The sequence below is a fragment of the Mariniphaga sediminis genome (assembly GCF_003573545.1).
Taxonomy (GTDB): Bacteria; Bacteroidota; Bacteroidia; order Bacteroidales; family Prolixibacteraceae; genus Mariniphaga; species Mariniphaga sediminis.
On the sequence record NZ_QWET01000010.1, the window covers coordinates 77,500 to 99,652 of the forward strand.

A 22,153-nucleotide genomic window follows, 5' to 3' on the forward strand; every position below is an offset into this window, starting at 1 on the left:
ATGAACAAATTAGCGATAAAGGGTGGGAAACCACTGAAAGATACTAAAACAAATCCCTGGCCCCAATGGCCGGTATGGGATGAGAATGAAGAAAAGGCATTACTGGAAGTTCTTCACAGCGGAGTCTGGTCGTACAACGGGCCGAAAGAGGCTGAATTCAATAAAAAATTTGCTGAATTTACAGGGGTTAAATATGCTATCTCTGCTGCCAATGGAACAGCAACCCTTCAACTGGCTCTGGAAGCCTGTGGCATTGGAATTGGAGATGAGGTTATTATTCCGGGACTCACCTGGCAGGCAACCGCAGCAACCATTATCGATGTAAATGCTACACCTGTTATGGTAGATGTGTGCGAAGATACATGGTGCATCGATCCGAAGGAAATTGAAAAGGCGATTACCCCACGTACCAAAGCCATTATTCCGGTCCACCTTTACGGCAGTTTTTGCGATATGGATGAAATTTCACGAATTGCAAAGAAAAATAATCTTTTTATTATTGAAGACTGCGCTCATAAACACGGAGGTGAATGGAACGGTAAAAAGGCCGGAAGCATTGGAGATATCGGAAGTTTCAGCTTTCAGCTATCCAAGCATCTTACTGCCGGTGAAGGCGGCGTACTTACCACCAATAGTTTTGAACTGGCAGAGCGTTTGGATGCCCTTCGAAACTGTGGCCGCAGACCGGAAGGATTGAGCGAAAATGTAGACAAAGGTGCCGGGTTATACTCTGATGAAGGATACTTCATTCAATCCGGTAATTACAGAATCACGGAGTTTCAGGCCGCCATTCTCGTTGAAGGGCTGAAACGACTGCCCACGCAAAATCAAATTAGGGACGAAAATGGAATGTACCTGAATTCCCTTCTCAAACAATTACCGGGAGTGTCGCCCATGAAACGCGATAAACGCGAAACCAAAGAGGCATATTTTAATTTTGCTTTCCGGTACAACAAAGATGAGTTTAAAGGATTACCTGTAGAAAAATTCAGAGAAGCATTAACGGTTGAGATAGGTATTCAGGTGTCGGCAAGTTATGAGCCGCTCAATAAATGTTCGCTGTATGCACCTCTGACAAAACAGGCACGCCATAAATTAAACGATACATATTGGGCAGAAATTGACCCTACCCGTTTTGACTTGCCGGTATGCAATCGTATTTTCGTTGAGGAGTCGGTATGTATTCATCATAAAATATTGCTGGCGACCAAAGCCGAAATGGACTTGATTGCCGAGGCGATTAAAAAAATCTATACTAATTATTTATAAACTGTAATGACAAAATTAAAATCAAAGAACCTGGTTAAATTATTTTTTTCCCTTTTTTTCTCCGGGATTACCACCTGTATCTTCTCACAAAACAAAGTAGTTTCCACTCAGGAATTAACTCCTTTGAAGTATAACAATCCCGGTCTGACAGTTGATTTAGGCGTCGGTTTGTGGGCCTGGCCGCTGCCCATGGATTACGACAACGACGGAGATATGGATTTGGTAGTATCCTGCCCCGACGTACCGTTTAACGGAACATATTTTTTTGAAAATACGTCGGGACACAGTAAGCAAATGCCCGTGTTTGCCCCGCCAAAGAAAATTGAAAAAGGGGATAGAAATATTCAGGTGTGTTATGTGGATGGAGAACCCAAAGTACTTGGAAACGGGGTAGAATTTGTAGATTTCAGAAAAAATGGGTTTAGTCAACCGGTGGAGATATTTTCAGCCAAACAAGCTGAAAGTGAATTCAAAAAAATACGTTTCAGCCAGTGGAAATATGTGGATTACGACGGGGACGGGGATCAGGATTTGATTGCCGGCATCAGTGATTGGAGTGAATACGGATGGGACAACGCTTTTGATGAAAAGGGAAACTGGACAAACGGCCCGTTACACGGATATGTTTTATTTATTGAAAATGATAACGGAGAATATGTGAACAGGGGAAAAGTTCACGCAGACGGAAAGCCCATTGATGTTTACGGAGCTCCTTCTCCTAACGTAGTGGACTTTGACAATGACGGAGATCTGGATATTATTTGCGGAGAATTTCTTGATCGGCTGACCTGGTTTGAAAACACAGGGACCAGAAATAAACCGGTTTATGCTGCAGGCCGGTTTCTGGAAAACAAGGAAGGACTCCTAAAAATGGATTTGGAAATGATTGTACCGACGGCAGTTGACTGGGATGGCGACGGAGATATGGATTTGGTGGTAGGCGATGAAGACGGAAGGGTCGCTTTTATCGAAAATACTGGAAAAATCAGAAACAGAATGCCCGTATTTAATTCGCCCCGGTATTTTCAGCAACAAGCTGATTTAGTAAAATTCGGAGCGCTTGCCACCCCCTTTGCCACCGATTGGGACAACGATGGCGACCTGGATCTCATAGTGGGAAATTCAGCCGGTTACATTGGGTATATTGAAAACCTGGATGACACAAATCCTCCCAAATGGAACAAACCGGTCTATTTGAAAGCCGGTGGGGAGACTATCCGCATTATGGCAGGCGACAATGGTTCCATTCAGGGACCCGCCGAAAAAAAGTGGGGCTACACCACCATAACAGTGGCCGATTGGGATGGCGACGGCCGTAAAGATATTATTGCCAATTCTATCTGGGGAAAAATTGTCTGGTATAAAAATACAGGGACTAAAAAATCTCCAAAGCTGGAAAAAGCCCGGCCGGTTATAGCTGAGTTCGGGGGAAATACGCCAAAACCAAAGTGGACCTGGTGGAACCCCGAAGATAACCACTTGGTAACTCAATGGAGGACCACTCCATTTGCCATTGACTGGAACACAGACGGACTCATGGATTTAATCATGCTTGACACAGAAGGTTTCCTCTGTTTTTATGAACGATACATGGAAAACGGCACCAGAAAGCTGAAACCGGGCAAACGGATTTTTTACGGAACAAACGGCTCAGCATTCGACAGTAAGAATGCTGTAGCTGATGAATCCCCCGGGTTACTCAGGCTGAACAACCGGGAGGCAGGCGGCAGCGGACGCCGGAAGTTATGTGTTACCGACTGGGATGGCGACGGCGACTACGACCTGTTGGTAAACAGCCTCAACATCTCCGTTTTTGAAAATGTAAAAACGGAAAACGGGAATGTGTATTTCCGGCATTTAGGCCCCGTTTCAGAGCAAAGAATTGCAGGCCACACCACTTCCCCAACTATGATGAACCGGGACAAAAAAGGACTGTCCAATCTGTTACTGGGAGCCGAGGATGGACATTTTTACTATTCCCCGGAGAAAAAATAACCGGATGAAAGCTTATACAGAAAAGAGCTTCGCTCGAAGTTGTTCAACAAAACAAACAGAGATATGATGCAGAACAAAAAAGAATCAATTTGGCAGTTTATGATATTACCTGCCCTGGCCATGATGTTGGGCTGGGGATTACGCGGCCACATTGGCGGCGGGCCGTTTGGCGCCATGATTCCGGGAGCAATGGTAGCGCTGGGTATATGTTTGCTACTTAAGCTTCCGGCCTCAGTAACCTCCATTATAGTTGTTTTCGGGGTTTTCGGAATAGGTCTTGGCGGTGAAATGACCTACGGACAGACACTAGGTTTTTTACGAAACCCGGAAACCGTTTGGTGGGGAACTGCCGGGACCACGCTGAAAGGAGCTGTTTGGGGTTTACTGGGTGGCGCTGTTTTTTCGCTGGGATTCATTTATCATCGTATCTCCAAAAAAAATATTATTACCGGTTTATTGCTAATGATGGCCGGATTGTTTCTCGGGTTTAAGCTCGTGAATGAGCCCATGCTCCTCTATTTTTCTGATCCGGCCAAACCGCGCGCCGAATCCTGGGCTGCGTTGTTATTTGGAGCTATTGCCCTGCTGGTTTTTCTGAAATTTAAAGTAACATCAACCGAGTATAAACTGGTTTACCGTTTTGCTCTTTACGGCATGGTTGGCGGCGGACTCGGATTTGGACTTGGCGGTTTCTGGATGGTATTGGGAAGCCATATTCCTGATTTTGTTTTAAAAGACTGGTGGAAGGCCATGGAGTTTACATTTGGCCTGTTGCTTGGCGCCTCTTTAGGGCTTGCCGCCTGGAAAAACAGGGATATAATTCGCGCCGGGTTTCAGTCGGGGAATTATCCTGCCGCTCCATCACCCATGCACCGGGCAGCTGAATTTGGATTGGTGTTTGCGCTGGCGCTTTTTATCCATTGGTTGTTCCCCAATCTGCTGGAGTCTTTTATGGAAACCAGGGGACCCGCCAATAACATTGGACAGTCCATTGTGTATGGTATTCTGCGGGTCCTGGGAAACTATGCATTTTACGGGTTCATTTTTGTGTTGATAATTATGCGTTTTCCTTCAATAGCCTGGCAAATAGGCATCACACTTACCTTTTGCCACGCAGCCATTGATCTGATTCGCGATTTTTATCCGGATTTGAACCCCTGGGCAATGTTTACCATGCATTTCTTTTGGGTATTTTTAATGACGGCTGTAGTAGCCATACTAACCGCTTATTACAGCCGCCTGAAAAACAGTGTGACACCCCTCTTTTTACTGCTGATTTGGTCGTGCATTGTAATTTCTTTGCTCCGGTTACTTTTGCTCTCCGGCAGTTTATCCATATCCGGAATGAATATTTTTGAAGTGGTTTTCAACAGGTTTTTTGTAGACATTTTCTTTATCCTTTCAGCCATTGCCGTTACGTGGATTATTCTCTTAAAAAAACAATCTCAATATTAAATAACGAATAATAGAAATTTAAAACTAAACATGAAAAAAGTTAGTGTTTTTTTAGTGGTCGCTTTAGGGCTTCTGATTTCGTGTTCCGAGGGTAAAAAATCGTCGGATTACACCCAATATGTTGACCCGTTTATTGGTACCGGAGGCCATGGGCATACCTTCCCGGGAGCAACCCTTCCCTTTGGGATGGTACAAATAAGTCCTGACACCCGCTGGGAAAACTGGGACGGTTCATCGGGCTATCACTATTCTGACAGCACTATCATGGGCTTCAGCCAGACCCATTTGAGCGGAACCGGCTCTCCGGAGTACTGCGACGTCCTTTTTATGCCTACGGTGGGGGAAGTGCAGATTATTCCGGGAGAAGAATTCGATTCCTCAACGGGTTTTCGTTCGAAATTCAGCCACAAGAATGAATCGGCATCGCCAGGCTACTACAGTGTTCTGCTCGACGATTACAACGTGCAGGCTGAGCTTACTGCCACTAAAAGATCAGGAGTTCACCGCTATACTTTCCCGGCATCCGAAAAGTCAAATATCATCATCGATTTAAAAAACCGGGATCATGTAGTGGAGTCAAATATTGAGTTTGTGAATGATTCAGTCGTTCAGGGACTTCGCCGGTCAAAACGATGGGCAAAAGATCAGTACGTTTATTTTTATGCAAAATTCTCAAAACCTTTCAGTTCGTATGGTATTGCGCTGGATGAAAAGTTGGTTGACGGCATTAAAAAGGCCGAAGGAAAAAACATCAGGGCTTTCGTTCAATTTCAAACCGAAGAGCAGGAATCTGTTCAGGTAAAAGTAGGCATCTCAGCTGTTGATATCGACGGCGCCAAAAAGAACCTTGAAGTAGAAAACAAGGGTTGGGATTTTGATAAAATAGCCCGGGACGCCAAAGAAGAATGGAATACCTTTCTTTCAAAAATTGAAGTAAAAGGAGGAACAAAAAAGCAACGCCGGATTTTTTACACCGGTTTATACCACGCCGCCATTGCCCCCAATGTGTTTATGGATGTGGACGGAAGGTACAGAGGGGTGGATCACCAGGTACATAAAGCCGAAAACTTTACCAATTACACGGTATTCTCACTGTGGGATACATTCAGGGCGCATTTGCCATTGTTTACCATTATCGACCCTGAACGGTATACCGATTTTATTAAAACGTTCCTTGAAATGTACAAGATTGGCGGAAAACTCCCCCAATGGGAGCTGGCGGGAAGTTACACAGGCGTAATGATTGGATACCATACCCATTCTGTCATTCTTGACGGTTATGCCAAAGGCATTCGCGGATTCGATGAAAAGCTGGCGCTGGAAGCCATGAAGGAAAGAATGAAACACCTTCACTATTTTAATAATCTGGGTTACACACCGGCTGATAAAGAAACCGGATCTGTATCCACTACAATGGAATATGCTTACAACAATTGGAGCGTAGGACGTATGGCCGAATTGATGGGAGAAGAGGCTGATTTCAGGGATTACAGCTACCGATCGCTATTTTACAGAAACAAGTTTGATCCTTCCACCGGTTTTATGCGCCCCAAAAAACTGGATGGTTCCTGGGTTTCTCCTTTTGATCCGACGGCGGGAAGTGAGCATTTTGTAGAGGGAAACTCTTACCAATACAGCCTGTTTGCTCCGCACGACATTAACGGACTTATCGATTTGATTGGCGGTGATGAAAAGTTCATTGCCTGGATGGACACCCTTTTTGTAAAAAAATCGGAATATGACGACTCGGTGATTGATGCAACCGGGCTTATAGGGCAATATGCCCATGGTAATGAGCCAAGTCATCACATGGCTTATTTATACAACTATGCCGGCCAGCCCTGGAAAACCCAAAAGATGGTGAGACAAATTCTGGATACCCTTTACGACGATCAGCCCGACGGGCTAAGCGGCAATGAAGATTGCGGGCAGATGTCTGCCTGGTACATTTTGAGTGCCATGGGGTTTTATCCGGTTTGCCCCGGAACACCACACTATATCATCGGAACACCTATTTTCGACGAAGTGGTGATAAACCTGTCCAACGGGAAAAAATTTACGGTAAAGGCCAATAACGTTTCAGAGAAAAACAGTTACATTCAGTCGGCCACACTCAACGGCAACCCTTTGCAAAACTCATGGTTTACTCACGACGACATCCTGGCAGGTTCTGAACTGGTTTTTGAGATGGGTTCTGCCCCCAACAAAGACTGGGGAGCCGCAAAGGAATTCAGACCAACTTCCGGGAAGTTCCACGAAGCAACAGAGTTGCCTTATGCTGCAACGGATGATGAATACTTTCTCCATACAGCAAAAGTTACCTTAGCCTGCAAAGATCCTCAGGCAAAAATTTACTATACCACCGACGGGAGCAGGCCAACCGAAAGCTCAACACCCTATACCCAACCTATTATGCTGGATGAAACGACCGAAGTGAGGTTTATTGCATCCAATCCAAATTATTGGCCCAGCGCCCCGGCTTCGGTATATTTAAATAAACTGAAATTTGAAAATTTCACAAATCACGAGGGGAAAGCCCGTTTTAAGCCGGGTTTAAAATACAAGTATTACGAAGCCCATGTAATGGAAGAACACGACCTGGATAATCTAGAACCTGTTGAAACAGGTATTCTGCCTCATTTTACCATTGATCAGCGCAGAAGGGAAGACTATATCGGCTACATTTTCTCCGGGTACCTTCAAGTCCCTGAAGACGGCATCTACACATTCTCAATAAAAGTGAACGACAGATGTACTTTCTACCTTGACGGGAAAGAGTTTTTACGTGGCGGTTACCGCACTGTTGCGTTAAAAAAGGGATTGTACGAGGCCAAAGAAAAGTATTTCCAACTGGGGGCAAAAAAGTTTAACATCATAAGTTGGAAAGGGCCGAATATCGCGGAGGAAGAAATTCCTGCGAATGCATTATTTCACAAAGCAGATTAAAAGGATGTACTGTTTTGAATAAACCGAAAAATATTTTACTGTGAAACACAACCAGTTACTTTTATTGACATGTATTTTTATTCTGTGGGGAAACGGGATGAAGGCGCAGGTAAACGCCCCGTCCATTATCCCCGACAGGGTTATTTTGAACCTCACGGAAGATCCTTCAACCTCGGTGGCGGTTACGTGGCGCACCGATACAACTGTGACAAATGCAGTAGTTGAAATTCAACCGGCCGCACCCATGATTGATGCAAAAGCAAGTAAAACTTTTTCCGGCAAAACAAGTACGCAAAAATATTCATGGGGAGAAGAACCGGAAATCGTTTCCCATCACCATTCCTGCATTATCACCGGATTGAAACCCGGGAAAAAATATGCTTACCGTGTGGGGTATCCTGACCATTGGAGCGAATGGTTTCAATTTCAGACTGCTTCGGACATTGCTTCTCCGTTCTCATTTATCTACTTCGGCGATCCGCAAAACGATCTGAAGTCGAGGTGGTCACGGGTTATCCGAGCGGCCTACCGGTATCAGCCCGATTGCCATTTTATGCTTTATGCCGGTGATTTAATCAACCGTGCAGGCACTGACAGGGAATGGCATGAATGGTTTTTGGCCGGTTCTTTCATTTATGGCATGGTTCCCCAAATGATGACCCCCGGAAACCACGATTACAACGACTTAACGTTGGATCCGCACTGGAACAAACAATTCACCCTGCCTGCCAACGGCCCCAAAGGGCTGGAAGGAACTTGTTATGTCGTCGATTATAACAATCTCCGGCTTATTTCCATTGATTCAGCTGTGGACTCGGAGCTGGAAAATGAGAACGGATGGCAAATGCAAACGCAAAAAGCCTGGCTCGACTCCGTACTCCGCACCAACACAAGGAAATGGGTGATTGTGACTACCCACCTCCCCTTCTATTCTCCCAAAGCAAACAGGGACAACAAAGTCCTTCGCAATAATTTTCAACCCATACTGGAGAAGTACAAAGTAGACCTGGTACTTACAGGACACGACCACTCTTACGGACGGGGAAAAACTACCGATAACCCGCAGAGCGGGCACGAGGTAATGTATGTGGTCTCGGTGAGCGGTCCTAAAATGTATGAGGCAGGCGATAAAGACTGGATGGAACGTTCCGGCTCATTCAAGCAGTTGTTCCAGGCAATCACTATTGACAACAATGAATTGATTTATAAATCATTCACTGCAGACGGAGAACTTTTTGATGAATTTAAACTAAGTAAAAATGAGTAGATCCCAATGGATTGGAATTTTGACTGTGGGCATGACTTTAGGAACAGCATGGGCCGTTAGAGGACAATTTGGTCACGAGCAGGGGGCTGCCTGGGCCGGAGGAATTGGCGCTTTGGCGCTGGTACTGGTTTCTCAGCGGAAAGACTGGAATAAAAAAATACTACCCATTGCTTTTGCTTCTGCCATTGGCTGGGGCGTGACCGGAATGATCAGTTACGGACGGGTGGTTGGATACGGGCGCAGCGACAATTTCCCTAATGTATATTACGGGCTGCTTATGCTTTTTGTAATTGGAGGTCTGTTCGGCCTGTTGGGAGGCGGGCTCACGGGGCTCTCCCTGGAGTCGTCGGAGAAAAAGAAGGTGAAGTGGGCCAGCCTCATGGCAGAAATGGTTGCCGGAGGTTTAATCTCCTACGGCCTGCTCGTTAAACAGTTTGGTATTTTAATGACTCCCCCGCGCTCTGAGGCCTGGGCGATTTGTTTAGGCGCAGGACTTGCCATGCTGTGGCACATGGCGCGGAAACAATTCAATGCTTCGCTGCGGGTGGCTCTGATAACGACCCTGGGAGCCGGTTTTGGTTTCGCTTTCGGAAATTTTTTGCAGATAGCGGGAAATGTTCTTCATATTCCTTTTAACATGTGGAACGTAATGGAGTACAGCATCGGGTTCTTTGGAGGAACAACACTGGCCTACGCTGTTTTTACCACCCAATGGCCACAGTCGGCCAATGGTCCCAAACAATGGGAAAAGCAAGTAGCCTTGTTCTTTCTCGTAGCTTTCATTCCACTGATAATTTTTCGGGAATCCGTCCGGTACTCCGAAGTGGTGCAGCGACTGGCAAACCTTCCAAATGCAGAGCAAACAGCCCATTTAACAAGCTGGATTGCCGCGGCTGTTTTATCGATCGGACTACTTGCGGCCTGGTATCTGAAAGGACACAAGGAATCTGCCAGTGGACAAAGCAATATCAAACTTTTTTTTGCCGGCTATTTCGGAATTTACATTTTTCTGAGTTACCTGGTTACCGGGGCGCTTGCCGGACAGTTTCTCCTGAACCATCACCTGTATGTGATTAATTTTGTTGTTATTTTCATTTTGATGAATAAAACCGGATTTCCGGTGGTAGGCATTCATATTCACACCATGAACTATAACAAATACAGGTTATATCTTTTCTGCATTTTGGCCTTTATTGCATTGCTGGCACTTATGGCTATCTCCATTCACGATGGACTAAATGGAGCACACGACAGATTTCCGGTTTAGTTTTTAATTCGGTCTGACAAAAACAGTCATTTCACGTATGAACTTTTTCCGTAAAACCCGAAAAATAAGTGTTAAATCAGTAAATTTCGGCCTGAAAAATAAAAATGGAATTTTATTATGAAGATACTGGTACTATCAACTTTATTGTCCATTTCCTGCATTGCAGCATTTTCACAACAAACAGACAAAAAAAAGGAACCCTCAGGGGCCTTGCAAATCCTTGAAAACATTTCCGAACCTCATTTCCCTGAAAAGACGTATGAAATTCATCCCGATGATCTGAAAAAGGCAGACTGGAATGATTTTATCAATCAAAAAATAAAAGTTTGTGCCGATAATGGCGGAGGAAAGGTCGTTTTAAAAAGCGGCACCTATTTTTGCAAGGGGCCTGTTATTCTGCAATCCAATGTTAATCTGCATCTAAGCGAAGGTGCCCGACTTGTTTTCAGTCAGAACCCGGAAGATTACCTGCCCGTGGTTTTTGTTCGATGGGAAGGAACGGAAGCCTGGAACTATTCGCCTTTCATTTATGCAAAAGATTTGGAAAATATTGCTATCACGGGGAAAGGGGTTATCGACGGGAACGGACTGGCCCCAAAAAGTTTCCGCGACTGGAGAAGCCGTCAAAAAGAAGATCAGAACAAGTTGCGCGAAATGGGACGTAATGGCGTACCTGTGGAAGAACGTGTTTTTGGAAAAGGGAGTTTTTTGCGCCCGCAACTGATTCACTTTATCCATTGCAAAAACATTCTTTTGGAAGGCATTACCGTGGTGGACGGCTCCTTCTGGCTGATTCAACCTACCTATTGCAGGAATATAACCATCCGCAATATTTCGGTCGAAAGCAGATTCATCAATAACGACGGCGTAGATATCGATTCGTCGAGTGATATTTTAATCGAGAATTGCCGCTTTAATACCGGCGACGATTTTGTGGCCATTAAATCGGGGCGCGATCAGGATGGCTGGAGGGTAAATAAACCCAGCAAAAATATTGTGATTCGTAATAGTTCATCCGATAACTGCCTGCACGGAATCTCCTTCGGAAGTGAACTCTCCGGTGGTATCGAAAATGTGTATGTAGAAAACCTGGTCTTTAAAAAAATCAGAAACCACGGACTTCAGTTCAAATCGAACAAAGACCGGGGCGGCTACATAAAAAACATATACATATCAGGAATTCAGATTGATACAACGGAAAATGGCATAAGTTTTACCAACCAGTACCATAGTTACAGCGGTGGAAACTATCCGTCGCTTTTCAGCGATATTCACATCGAAAACCTGCATTGTAACGTAGCAGAAGAAGAGGCAATCAGCCTGGAGGGCCTCCCGGAAATGCCCCTTCAGAATATTACGTTTGAAAATATAAAGGTAAAAAGTGCCGGTAAAGAATCTACCATCACACATGTTACTGACTTAGTGTGGAATAACATCGAAATTGGCGGTAATACTTCTCCTTGAAATATTTTTCAACATCGTTCCGGACTAAAGTTAGTAAACCATGAAAGACAATCAAGCCAGAATTATTCTTTTTTCCCTTTTTTTTACCCTGATTTTTTGTGCCTCGGCGCAAGACAGGGAAATGCTGAGATTTGACGAAAACGGGGAATTTAAGATTGCCCAATTCACCGATACCCATATAAACATGGATAAAAATTCCAATTTTAAGTCGTACGAAATTATACGCGGCGTATTGGAAAAGGAGCATCCCGATTTTGTTATCCTTACAGGAGATATTGTCACGCAGTCAAACCCCACAAAGGGGTACGAACACTTTGCCGGGATGTTCAGCAAGTTGGAGATTCCGTGGGCGGTGGTTTTTGGCAATCATGATTCCCAGGGCGAACTTTCGCGCAGCGACCTCGCCGAATTACTAAAAACCCAGGCTTTCTGTTTGAACAACGATGTGGGAGGAATTGCCGGAAATTCAAACTTTATTTTACCGGTGTACGGCCGAAATAACACTCCTGAAGCGTTGCTGTATTGTATGGATTCCCATTCGCGGAGTACGCTACAGCCACTGGTTGAAGGTTATGGCTGGTTCGATTTTTCCCAGATTATGTGGTACCGCGAAAAAAGTCTGGAATACACCCGGCAAAACGGGGGAAGCCCACTTCCGGCGCTGGCATTTTTCCACATTCCATTGCCCGAGTACACGGATGCCTGGAACAATAAAACGACTCCACCGGTTGGTGTCAAAAATGAAGACGAGTGCAGTCCCGATATTAATACCGGTATGTTTTCAGCCATGCTCGAATGCGGCGATGTTATGGGCACTTTTGTCGGGCACGATCATATCAACGATTATATCGGGGTGCATTATAATATCGCCCTGGCCTATGGCAGGGTAACAAAAGTTATGAAAGGGGAAGACGATCCCCTGGCCGGCGGACGTATTATTGTTTTAAAAGAAGGCCAACGTAAATTCGATACCTGGATACGCGATATGAATGGCGTCAAAGAGCTTCCATGCAGCTGGCCGGAAACGTTCTTTTCTAAAAAAAAATTCAATTAAATAAATTAAACTATGACAACGCAAAAAGCAAAATGGAGTAAGCTACTCCCTGTTTTCCTCTCTTTCGTCGTAATGGGATTTGTTGATATCATTGGTGTGGCAACCGGCTATATCAAGCAAGATTTTGAATTGACAAATTTTGTTGCGCAGTTCCTTCCCATGATGGTGCTGCTGTGGTTCTTTATCCTGTCAGTTCCGGTGGGCATCCTGCAGGATAAAGTGGGGAAACGAAATATGCTGAACACAGGGATGATCATTCAGGCCATCGGGCTGGGACTGCCCTTTCTATTTTATTCCTTCGGGATGATGTTCGCGTCGTTTCTGCTCCTCGGGATTGGAAACACCATCATCCAGGTTTCGGCCAATCCGCTACTCCAGGATGTTTCCCCAAAAGAAAAGCTGGCAAGTTATTTAAGCACCAGTCAATTTGTGAAAGCAGTTATATCCTTTGCCGGCCCGCTGATTACTACATTTCTGGCAATAAGGTTTGGCGACTGGAAGCTTGTCTTTGCCGTGTACGGCATTACTTCTGTTCTGGCTGCCATATGGCTGGCATCAACCCCCATTGAGGAATCAAAACCCGACAGGAAACCGGCCTCATTCAGTTCCTGTTTCGGCTTACTGAAAAACCGTTTCATCGCATTTATGGCTCTTTCAATTTTCCTGATTGTTGGGGCAGAAGTGGCGATGAATACCAACATAGCCAATATCCTGATTGCTAAATTTGGTTTGACACTTGAAAAGGCAGCCATTGGAATCAGTATATTTTTTGCAGGGGAAACAGTTGCCCGGCTGGCTGGGGCTATTATGCTAAACTGGATTAAACCACGGCCTTTTCTGCTGCTCATTGCGTTAGTATCTTTGGCCGGTGTTGCCGGAGTACTGATGGCTCCCACTTACATCGTTGCCCTGGTTTTTATTTTTATAACCGGTTTGGGCGCCGGTAGCATGTTCCCGGTTATTTTTTCGCTGGCACTGGAAAAGATGCCTGAAAGAGCCAATGAAATATCGGGATTGCTTATTATGGCGGTTTCCGGCGGGGCATTTGTCCCTCCGGTTGTCGGTCTTGTGAGCACCGTTGTTTCGCCTCTTGCCAGTATGTTTGTCATCGGTATTTGTATGCTTTATATCCTTTGGGTCTCATTTTATATTCGTAAAAGATAAGGCTTAATTAAAAACATTGGGCAAACAAATATTCTTCTTTCCACTGCGCTCTACGGTGGAAAGAAGAATATTTCATCCGGGTAAAAAGCGAATCCTTATTTTAAATACCGGGCAGTTGCCTGATGAAGTACCGGAAAATTTACAGAATTAGCAATAAAACAAAGTTCATTGGCCCGTTTATGAATACCGTCAAGCAGCTCCATTGATTGTTCATTTTGAACGGTCACGGCCGGATTTAAAATCACTTTATCAAATCTTCCGCCTCCCTCTTTCGTCTCCTTCATTATACCTGTTGGGGTATCGGTGTATTCTGTAACCACAACTCCCGCTTCTGCGCATAAATGCAGAAACCAAAGCATATGGCAGCCGGAAAGAGAGGCCACCAGCAACTCTTCCGGGTTGTATTTTGTTTTGTCGCCCCGGAATGCAGGATCAGAAGAGGCATAAATATCCGGTTTGTTATTTACCGAAATGGTATGACTCCTTTCGTACGACCTGTAATTCAACGTTCCACTTCCTGTGTTTCCGGTCCATCTGACGGTTACACAATAAGTATGTTCTTTACTCATATTTCATTCGTTATTACTCTGTTGAGCACCTGTGCTGGTTTGTAGAATCGCATTTTATATTTTCGCAAAGAACAAAAAAATGAGTGGGGTATCAAAGATATTTTTCAAAAAACGCCTCCATCTTCTTTTGTGAAAACCCGTTTACCCGTTTGGCAATATCCATTGTGTGCGGCCACAACGGAATGCGGTAATATTCGCAGGGAACGCCCAGTTTATCCAACTTGCTTTTTAAAGTATCAGACTGGCTGACCGGCACCAGATTGTCAGATGTTCCATGTAAAATGAGCGTTGGAGGAACGGAACTTTTCAGGTAAGAAATGGGGGAAGCTTCGCGGTACAATTCCGGTTTTTCCTCGTACGAATGCCCTATAAATCCAGTCGCCAGCGATTGACTCTGGGCATATTCGGTCGTCAAATCCACCGGCCCGTAAATATCGACCACCGCTTTCACCCGGTGCGCAGACGCCGCTTCACCATGCAATGCTGTATTTCCCCAGCCATAACCCGCCAGCAATGCCAGGTGCGCCCCGGCAGAACCGCCGACAAGGGCAATGCGGTTGGGATCGTAGCCATAGTTTTCGCCGTTTTCAAACAGCCATTTTACGGCGCTGGTCACATCTTCCACAGCGGCCGGATAGATGCTATCCCGTTTTAACCGGTACGAAACCGTAGCCGCCATATAGCCCTTTTTAGCAAAGTCAACCAGGTAAACGAGGTAATCGGAACGTTTACCACTTCGCCACCCTCCTCCATGAATAAACAATAAAAGCGGCAAGGGTTTGACAGCACTTTTAGGACGGTAGAAATCCATCTGTAACGATTTTCCGTTCACATTCCTGTATTCCACATCCTTTATCTCTTCGATGGTTTCCGGTATTTCCGGTTCCAAATCCGCCAGCTTTTCCAACCCTACTCCCACTGCCAGATAAGAAAGTGTTTCGAAATGATAACCGATTGGTAGTTTTTCGGGGAACACGAATCCTATAATCCGTGGAGTTACCATCAGCAGGCAAAAAACCAAAAAGGCCAGTAATAAACCTTTCAGCAAGCGTTTGAAAATGTTGGATTTCATAGTATCTGTTTTTTTGACTTTTCAAAATCCATTCTCACCAGGGTGAAGCAACCGGATACCCAAACCGGGAATACGATTTCAACAACTCACTCCCCCAGCTCTTGTAACATCTCCTTTAAATTGCGATGGAGCACAGGCGCAGTTTCCGGCCCCAGTGAATTTTCTTCCCCGTAAGGAGAATCATCTCTTTCATACGTAAAAGGAGCTTTCACATCCCACTGGCTTTTGGGAATAATATATCCTATTTCATCATTTGCCAGGCCGATTACAAACTTGTATTTTCCAGGCATCAGTTCCCGGACAGGTGGCACCTCCGTAAGGCCAATCTCAAAATCGCGGCCCTGGGGTGCTTCCACTCCCCCATTAATAATTTCTGGATAAATTTCACCGGGAATTGTCACAAATGAAACAGGACCAATGCTGAAAACGGCCAGTTCCGTCTTCATTTTCATCCAGCCGGCTGTGCCCCGGTCGAGTACCCCCAGTGCTGTAGCCAGTTTAAACAACGTATTTTTTATGGGAAGTTTCAGGGTGCGCACCACCAGCGAAATCCCGGCAGTTTCAATAACCTCCGACGGACGTTGCATGGCATCCAGCGCCAGCATTGAAAGGATGTTTCCTTGTGCTTCCGCCTTTTCAAAAGAGGGCTCCACCAACACATCTCCGGAAAAAGGATCAGTAATGGGATGGGTGCGGTGGGTACACATTAGCCCGCCAATGGCTCCATTCATAAAAACAGCCACACCGCCAATACCGGGTTGTACCAGACTGTCTTTGTTAAGTACACCCTTTTCTACTCCTTCCCTGAAAAAATGGGGAAAATCGGACGAAACCAGCAAATTGCCGCTCCATAAAGTTTCAGGATGGTTTCCCCATGACAATAAACTGCCAAGTGTCTCCCCGGTTATTTTATCAACGGCCCTGATAAACCGTAATCCAGAATCAAAAACTTCCGGCTGACGGGTGTCTTTCACCTGAGGAACTGCCCCGCTTAAATCCTGTGAAATCTCCAGACGTGCAGGGCAGAGGTTTTTCACCGCAGTTTCCACCGACTTTACCGTTTGCTCCTTCACAAACTGCATGTACGTTTTATCCACGCCGCTCTTCAGCGGATGTTTTCCCCAAAGCCCCATCAAATCCGGCCCTTCATGTGTATGTGTTGAAGCAATGATTGTATAGGTGAGTCCCAGGTTTTCCGGCAGCATTTTACGTACATCCACCACATCGTCGTGCATAAAACCTATGACATCGAGAATTACAATGGCCAGACGGGTTTTACCATCGTCAATGACCATGGTGCGAGCCCAGGTGTCGTCGTGCACCCCGGTGGCTGGTTTGTTGTTGCTAAAACCGGCAATCCACACCGGATCGAACTTCCCGTTTCCATTGCCATCGGTAAAAGTATCTCCGTCCTTCGGGTTGTATTTAAAATCCCCGTTTTTGTCCTCCCAACGGTCGGGAACTTCGGGTGTAACAGGCACTGCAGCAAACCCTGCTTTTAATTCAGACGAGGATTGATTCCGGATTTTCATATCCACGTGATAATCCGGATGCCGGTCTTTCATATTCGCAAAGCACCAGACAGAAAGACTGACAAGCACCAAAAGGAAAATGACTCCGGCTGTTTTGAAAAATTTTTTCATGGGTATCAAATGATTATCCGTATTTTCACTTAAAGATAGTTTGTTCTTCTCACAATCAACTCATTCTCCCTGAACCTGCGAAGCAAATCCCTGCCCGCAAACTTACAGGAACTATCTCTGTTCCCCATGAAATGGGATATTCAGGGATAATTCATCAGCATTTTACGCAAAAAACGAACGGTAATCAAAAACGCTCACTTTTTTTCAAATCGCTCCATCACCTCCCGCCAGGTAGTAAGGATGATATCGTTATCTTTAAAAAACTTCTTTACTTCCGGGTCGGCAAACATTTCAGCCTCCCAGGCCCGTTGCTGCCAGGATCCGGTAATTGTTTTCATATTTTCCGTTTCCACAGAGGGATGAAAAATAATTTCGGTAATCCCGGGGTCCAACGCATTTACCAGGGCAAAGAAATTTGATTTCACTTTTTCATATGTATCCCCCTTGGGCACACTGCCAAAATTATCGAGGTGCGGCAGGTTGTAATTTCCTAATATTTCAATTACCTCATCCGTAACCGGATATCCTTCGGCACTGTAAAACGCTGCCACTTTGGGATTGGAAAGATCGATGGCATTGGCCGGAATCTTATATTCTTCCGCCACTTTCAAAAATACCTTTAAAAATTCAGGGGAACCGTACAGCGTCCCCATGTGGGTATCAATATGGGTTGGCTGATATCCCCAGGCCAGCATCTTTTCAATTTGCGCCCTGATTTCCATCTCCACCTCCTGCGGCGTGGCATTCATAACCACTTCCGGAACGCTGCGCCACATTTTACCCTGGGAATCCAGCAGTCCGGGAACTTTTTCCGGGTCGGTAAGCGGCGGCCAGCGCCAGCTTTTCCATTCGCTGGTGAGCGTCAGGTGAACGCCCACATCTGCCTTCGGCTGTGTTTTTGCCCATTCCACAAACTCTTCGGCATTTTCACAGGGCATCATCACCGCCCCCGAAAGAATATAGTCGTTTTCAATATAATATTTCCCGGCATCGTTGGCCTCTCTGCACATACCCAAATCATCCATGTGCAGGAGAAGCACTTTTTTCCCTTTTGGGAAACCCAGTTTCTCGGCGTTCGTATCGCCCGTATCTGCTTCTTTTACCCATGAAGGCAAAAACGAAACATGTTTGATGGATTTCCTCCCGGGAGTATGAAATGAATAGGTAATATGTACCCTGCCATCACTGGTCTGAATAGCCGTGGGATATGAAAAGCCGCCTTTGTCTTTCGGAACGTATTCCACATACCTTTTCCATTTCCAGGTAGTTCCTTCGTCGTCAGAAAGGGAGACGGCCAGCCGGTTTCTTCCATCTTCCAAATCGTTGTTCACCATCAGCCAGTTGCCATCATCTAAAGCGATCACTTCCACACTTGCTCCCGGATTGGGAATTGCTGTTTTTTTAGAAACGCTCCATGTATATCCGTTATCTTTCGAACTGCTGAAAATAACGCGTTGGGGAGCATCACCATTGTCGCGCATCCAGGCCACTATTGTTCCATCCTTTTTCTGCAACAGCGCCGGCTGAATATTTCCGCGCCCCACAATGGGCAGGCTGGGTTTCCAGGTATCGCCATGGTCGTCGGAAATGGCTACCAGCGACACATTGTAACCATCGGAGTAAAGCGGCATTAGTATTCTGCCGTTTTCCAGAACAAGCGGTTGAATGCGCCCCATCCAGCCCACTTCCCGTTTTACCGGATTTTTGGCTGCTTCCACTATCATCCTTTCATACTGCGGTGCATACTCGGCCCAGGCCAGTCCGGGGGGATCCATCTCCCGAAAGCCTGTTTCCAGGGCTTCGGCAAATTCTTCGCCCGGTTTTAACAGAATCACATCCTGCCAGTCCCATTTGGGGGGACCATCGTTGAGGTAGTCAGTTGAAAGGCGTGTTTTCAGCAGGGAAGCTTCCCAGCGGTTGGCCACAACCACAACCCAGGTAAGGTGCAAACGTTTTTTTGCATCCAGAAATAATACAGGATTGCAGTCGGGATTTCCGGGAGTATCGGCCATCACAAAGGGCTCACCCCATTGGGTTTGTCCCTTTTTTTGCCGGGCTCCCATCACCTTCACATCGTTGGCTTTCCTTTCGCCCGAGCCCTCGAACCAACATGCCAGCAAATCGCCGGTAGGCAATTCCACCACCGAACTACTGTGCACATGTTTTTCCTGCACCGGAAAAATATATTCCGACCGGTACGTTGATCCGGAGTTTTGCTGTGCTTCTGCGTCACACATTAAGAAAAAAAATCCGGCAGTCAGCAATACATGCAAAACGAATGAGAACCTCGCCGGAAATGTTTTTGTCGTTTTGTCCATCGTTTTTGGTTTTAGAAGTCTCAATTAAAAAATTACATAGCCGGCCATTTCCCATTTTTAATGGGCTTCATCTCCAGTTCAGCCGGATTTAACACCACATGCTTTATCGTCTTACGGTTCCAGGTGTAAGTGATATGCACCATTCCGTCAGCTGCCTGAATCACTGCCGGGTAAGAATATTCACCATCGGGGTCCGGATCGTTTTCCAATAAAACGGCTGCCTGCCAGTTCAATCCATCAGAAGAAACAGCTACATTCAGGACATTCCGGTCGCCCCAAACCTCATCCGGATCGATGTGATTGTAAACCAGCACGTGCCGTCCATCCTTGAGGGTAACGGCATCGGTTCCGGAATTGGGGTTCGGCAAATCAATAGGTTCCAGCTTACTCCATGTGCGGCCGTTATCTGTTGACCACGCCGACAGGATTTGCTTGTTTTTGCTGCGGCACAAAATCTGCAGTTTTCCACCCGGGTGTTTTAAAATACTGGGCTGAATGGCTGCCATTTCGGTACCATCATTAATGGGTTCGGTACGTTGCCATGTTTTACCCCGGTCGGATGTAAATTCCATATGTACCTGCCAGCCTTCGTGCTCTGTACTGGTGGGACAAATAAGTTCACCCCCGGGCAGCAACTCCGGCTTGTTTTTTATGGGGCCGTAAATTTCTTCGGGCAACCGCATGCGTCGTGACCATGTTTTTCCGTTGTCGGGAGAAATGATAAGCTGCCCCCACCAGTCGCGGGGATTCGGCCCATCCTTGTAAAAAAGAAAAAGTTCATCACCATAGTCAAACAGCACCGGGTTCCAGGTAGGGTGCCTCAGTTCAGAATGCTGGACACCATCGGCAACTTCAACCGGAGCAGTCCATTTTCCTTTTTCAAACCGGCTGACCCAAATGCCCACATCGGGATGTTTCTCATGTGTTCCGCCAAACCAGGCAGCCACCAAACCTCCATCGGTTTGGGCGATGGTGGAAGCATGACAACTGGGAAAAGAAACTTCTTCCGGCTTGTAAATAAACTCCGACTTTACCACGGCACGATCCCCTTTAAAAGGATTGGATGCCAGAAGACCGGATACAGATATCATAAGTATAATAGAAAGAATTGTTCTCATATTTATTGAATTGATTGATTTGATATTACAGTCAAATTTAAAGAATTATCGTTTTTTATAAAAAAATTTCAGGCTGATAAATCCTAACAGGAAAATCACCAGCGTTCCGATAACAATAGTCAGGTTACTGTGGAAGGGGCTTCGAAAAGCCAGCAGGCCTCCCTCTGTAAAATAGAGCGGGCTCAGGCTCATCCATACAATCACGAGCACACCGGCAATTACGCCGATAACTGCATCCATCCGTCGCACTTTCCGAGAAAGAAAGGCCAGCAGGAACAACCCCAGCATACCGCCGCTGAAAATAGAAGCCAGCGACCACCAGGCGTCCAGCACACTTTCTACCCCCACCAGGGTCAACGCGATGAGTATGCCCAAAAAACCGATAACCAACGACGAAATATACAGTACCGCCATGGATGAACGTTCGTTCGCATTTTTATTGAAGTACCGCTGGTAATAGTCCGTTAAAACAATGGTAGCAGTACTGTTCAGGCTGGTAGAAATCGTACTCATACCAGCCGCAAAAATGGCGGCAATCAACAGTCCTGTAATCCCTGTTGGCAGGCCATTCACAATAAAATGCGGAAACACTTTGTCGCCTGCTCCGGGTTCATGCAACTCAGCAGGAAGTAATTCCGGCATGGCCGTGTAGTAGGCATACAATGCGGTTCCGATGTAAAAAAAGATCACGGAAACCGGTACATACAAAAGCGAACCGAATAGTGCAGACGATTTGGCCTTTTTATCAGAACTGGTAGCCATGTACCGCTGCACAAAGTTCTGGTCAATGCCATAGTTTTGCAGGTTAATAAACAGCCCGTAAATAAGTATTACCCAAAATGTGGACTCAGAAAGACTGGCCCCAAAACTTCCGAGGCTGAACTTATTATTGGCAGCAGCAATTTCGAAAACCTGTCCAGGCCCCTCAGGCATGGAAAAGGTAAGAACGAGGGCCGAAACAATGGCACCGGCAATCAGTACGATTCCCTGAATGGCGTCAGTCCAGACCACGGCACGAATCCCACCCAGCATGGAGTAAAGCGTAACGGCAATTCCCGTAACAATAATAATGGTACGGATATTAAAACCAAACAATGCGTTAATTGGCAAAGCCAGTAAAAGCAATATGGCACCGGTTCGCATCAGCTGGGTCAGTAGGTAGCACAACGAGGCGTAAACTCTGGCCCACGTGCCAAAACGGGTTTCCAGATAATTATACGCCGAGATGCTCCCAATTCCACGGTACAACGGCACAAAAAATTTAACAGCCAGAATGGAGGCAAACGGAATAGAAAAACTGAAAACCAGTGCATTCCAGTTGGTGGAATAGGCATTGCCCGGCAGCGCCAAAAAGCTGATGCTGCTTACAAACGTGGCAAAAATGGACATACCCACTACCCATGCAGGAAGGTTGCCGCCACCTGAAGTAAACTGCCCTGCTGTTTTATTTTTAAAGAAAAAACTGGCTCCAAACAACACGTTCCCAAAAGTTATAAGGAGAAAAACCACAAGGTCTAAGGTTGGTAATTGCATAATACTAAGCTATAGAGGT

The 22,153-nt window shown here is 45.8% G+C and carries 15 protein-coding genes; 9 read left to right on the plus strand and 6 right to left on the minus strand.

All coding sequences use genetic code 11. The features are described from left to right. The 9 genes from D1164_RS14205 to D1164_RS14245 all read left to right on the plus strand — a co-directional run bounded on the left by D1164_RS14205 (position 1) and on the right by D1164_RS14245 (position 13,881). Entirely contained in the window at positions 1–1,269 is a 1,269-nt protein-coding gene (locus tag D1164_RS14205; RefSeq protein WP_119350666.1) for a DegT/DnrJ/EryC1/StrS family aminotransferase, read from the plus strand. A 6-nt stretch (positions 1,270–1,275) separates the two neighbouring features. Further along, the gene (locus D1164_RS14210; RefSeq protein ID WP_119350667.1) at positions 1,276–3,264 is read left to right on the plus strand and encodes an FG-GAP repeat domain-containing protein; all 1,989 of its coding nucleotides are present in this window, start codon (positions 1,276–1,278) and stop codon (positions 3,262–3,264) included. A 63-nt stretch (positions 3,265–3,327) separates the two neighbouring features. Further along, on the plus strand, positions 3,328–4,719 hold the full coding sequence (locus D1164_RS14215; protein WP_147372192.1) for a hypothetical protein: 1,392 nt from the start codon (positions 3,328–3,330) through the stop codon (positions 4,717–4,719). A gap of 30 nt (positions 4,720–4,749) precedes the next feature. Further along, on the plus strand, positions 4,750–7,665 hold the full coding sequence (locus tag D1164_RS14220; protein ID WP_119350669.1) for a GH92 family glycosyl hydrolase: 2,916 nt from the start codon (positions 4,750–4,752) through the stop codon (positions 7,663–7,665). Between the two features lie 40 nt (positions 7,666–7,705). Beyond that, entirely contained in the window at positions 7,706–8,932 is a 1,227-nt protein-coding gene (locus tag D1164_RS14225) for a purple acid phosphatase family protein (RefSeq protein ID WP_147372193.1), read from the plus strand. Then, positions 8,925–10,199 carry a hypothetical protein gene (locus tag D1164_RS14230; RefSeq protein WP_119350671.1) on the plus strand — a complete coding sequence of 425 codons (1,275 nt, stop codon included), beginning with the start codon at positions 8,925–8,927 and terminating at the stop codon, positions 10,197–10,199. The genes D1164_RS14225 and D1164_RS14230 overlap by 8 nt, the downstream gene beginning before the upstream one ends. A gap of 117 nt (positions 10,200–10,316) precedes the next feature. Continuing rightward, complete coding sequence (locus D1164_RS14235; RefSeq protein WP_119350672.1) at positions 10,317–11,663, plus strand: glycoside hydrolase family 28 protein; 1,347 nt, start codon at positions 10,317–10,319, stop codon at positions 11,661–11,663. Positions 11,664–11,703: 40 nt separating this feature from the next. After that, positions 11,704–12,717 carry a metallophosphoesterase family protein gene (locus D1164_RS14240; protein WP_119350673.1) on the plus strand — a complete coding sequence of 338 codons (1,014 nt, stop codon included), beginning with the start codon at positions 11,704–11,706 and terminating at the stop codon, positions 12,715–12,717. A 12-nt stretch (positions 12,718–12,729) separates the two neighbouring features. After that, positions 12,730–13,881 (plus strand): MFS transporter, encoded by a 1,152-nt coding sequence (locus tag D1164_RS14245; protein ID WP_119350674.1) that lies wholly within the window; start codon positions 12,730–12,732, stop codon positions 13,879–13,881. A gap of 95 nt (positions 13,882–13,976) precedes the next feature. Here the strand turns inward: D1164_RS14245 and D1164_RS14250 are convergent, their stop codons facing one another. The 6 genes from D1164_RS14250 to D1164_RS14275 all read right to left on the minus strand — a co-directional run bounded on the left by D1164_RS14250 (position 13,977) and on the right by D1164_RS14275 (position 22,134). Further along, positions 13,977–14,450: an OsmC family protein gene (locus D1164_RS14250; protein ID WP_119350675.1), complete on the minus strand. Its 474-nt coding sequence runs from the start codon at positions 14,448–14,450 to the stop codon at positions 13,977–13,979. A 91-nt stretch (positions 14,451–14,541) separates the two neighbouring features. Beyond that, positions 14,542–15,522 (minus strand): alpha/beta hydrolase, encoded by a 981-nt coding sequence (locus tag D1164_RS14255; protein ID WP_119350676.1) that lies wholly within the window; start codon positions 15,520–15,522, stop codon positions 14,542–14,544. An 86-nt stretch (positions 15,523–15,608) separates the two neighbouring features. Then, positions 15,609–17,165, minus strand: a complete 1,557-nt coding sequence (locus tag D1164_RS14260) for a neutral/alkaline non-lysosomal ceramidase N-terminal domain-containing protein (RefSeq protein WP_119350677.1) — start codon at positions 17,163–17,165, stop codon at positions 15,609–15,611. A gap of 194 nt (positions 17,166–17,359) precedes the next feature. Further along, positions 17,360–19,483 carry a ChbG/HpnK family deacetylase gene (locus D1164_RS14265; RefSeq protein WP_119350678.1) on the minus strand — a complete coding sequence of 708 codons (2,124 nt, stop codon included), beginning with the start codon at positions 19,481–19,483 and terminating at the stop codon, positions 17,360–17,362. A 32-nt stretch (positions 19,484–19,515) separates the two neighbouring features. Then, positions 19,516–20,601, minus strand: a complete 1,086-nt coding sequence (locus D1164_RS14270; protein WP_119350679.1) for a sialidase family protein — start codon at positions 20,599–20,601, stop codon at positions 19,516–19,518. A 45-nt stretch (positions 20,602–20,646) separates the two neighbouring features. Further along, positions 20,647–22,134 (minus strand): sodium:solute symporter, encoded by a 1,488-nt coding sequence (locus D1164_RS14275; protein WP_119350680.1) that lies wholly within the window; start codon positions 22,132–22,134, stop codon positions 20,647–20,649. Between the last annotated feature and the right edge of the window lie 19 nt (positions 22,135–22,153).

Excerpts from the sequence above, each read along its gene's own strand:
- D1164_RS14205 (WP_119350666.1), top strand. The coding sequence starts at position 1 with ATGAACAAATTAGCGATAAAGGGTGGGAAACCACTGAAAGATACTAAA.
- D1164_RS14210 (WP_119350667.1), top strand. The coding sequence starts at position 1,276 with ATGACAAAATTAAAATCAAAGAACCTGGTTAAATTATTTTTTTCCCTT.
- D1164_RS14215 (WP_147372192.1), top strand. The coding sequence starts at position 3,328 with ATGATGCAGAACAAAAAAGAATCAATTTGGCAGTTTATGATATTACCT.
- D1164_RS14220 (WP_119350669.1), top strand. The coding sequence starts at position 4,750 with ATGAAAAAAGTTAGTGTTTTTTTAGTGGTCGCTTTAGGGCTTCTGATT.
- D1164_RS14230 (WP_119350671.1), top strand. The coding sequence starts at position 8,925 with ATGAGTAGATCCCAATGGATTGGAATTTTGACTGTGGGCATGACTTTA.
- D1164_RS14235 (WP_119350672.1), top strand. The coding sequence starts at position 10,317 with ATGAAGATACTGGTACTATCAACTTTATTGTCCATTTCCTGCATTGCA.
- D1164_RS14240 (WP_119350673.1), top strand. The coding sequence starts at position 11,704 with ATGAAAGACAATCAAGCCAGAATTATTCTTTTTTCCCTTTTTTTTACC.
- D1164_RS14245 (WP_119350674.1), top strand. The coding sequence starts at position 12,730 with ATGACAACGCAAAAAGCAAAATGGAGTAAGCTACTCCCTGTTTTCCTC.
- D1164_RS14250 (WP_119350675.1), bottom strand. The coding sequence starts at position 14,450 with ATGAGTAAAGAACATACTTATTGTGTAACCGTCAGATGGACCGGAAAC.
- D1164_RS14255 (WP_119350676.1), bottom strand. The coding sequence starts at position 15,522 with ATGAAATCCAACATTTTCAAACGCTTGCTGAAAGGTTTATTACTGGCC.
- D1164_RS14260 (WP_119350677.1), bottom strand. The coding sequence starts at position 17,165 with ATGAAAAAATTTTTCAAAACAGCCGGAGTCATTTTCCTTTTGGTGCTT.
- D1164_RS14265 (WP_119350678.1), bottom strand. The coding sequence starts at position 19,483 with ATGGACAAAACGACAAAAACATTTCCGGCGAGGTTCTCATTCGTTTTG.
- D1164_RS14270 (WP_119350679.1), bottom strand. The coding sequence starts at position 20,601 with ATGAGAACAATTCTTTCTATTATACTTATGATATCTGTATCCGGTCTT.
- D1164_RS14275 (WP_119350680.1), bottom strand. The coding sequence starts at position 22,134 with ATGCAATTACCAACCTTAGACCTTGTGGTTTTTCTCCTTATAACTTTT.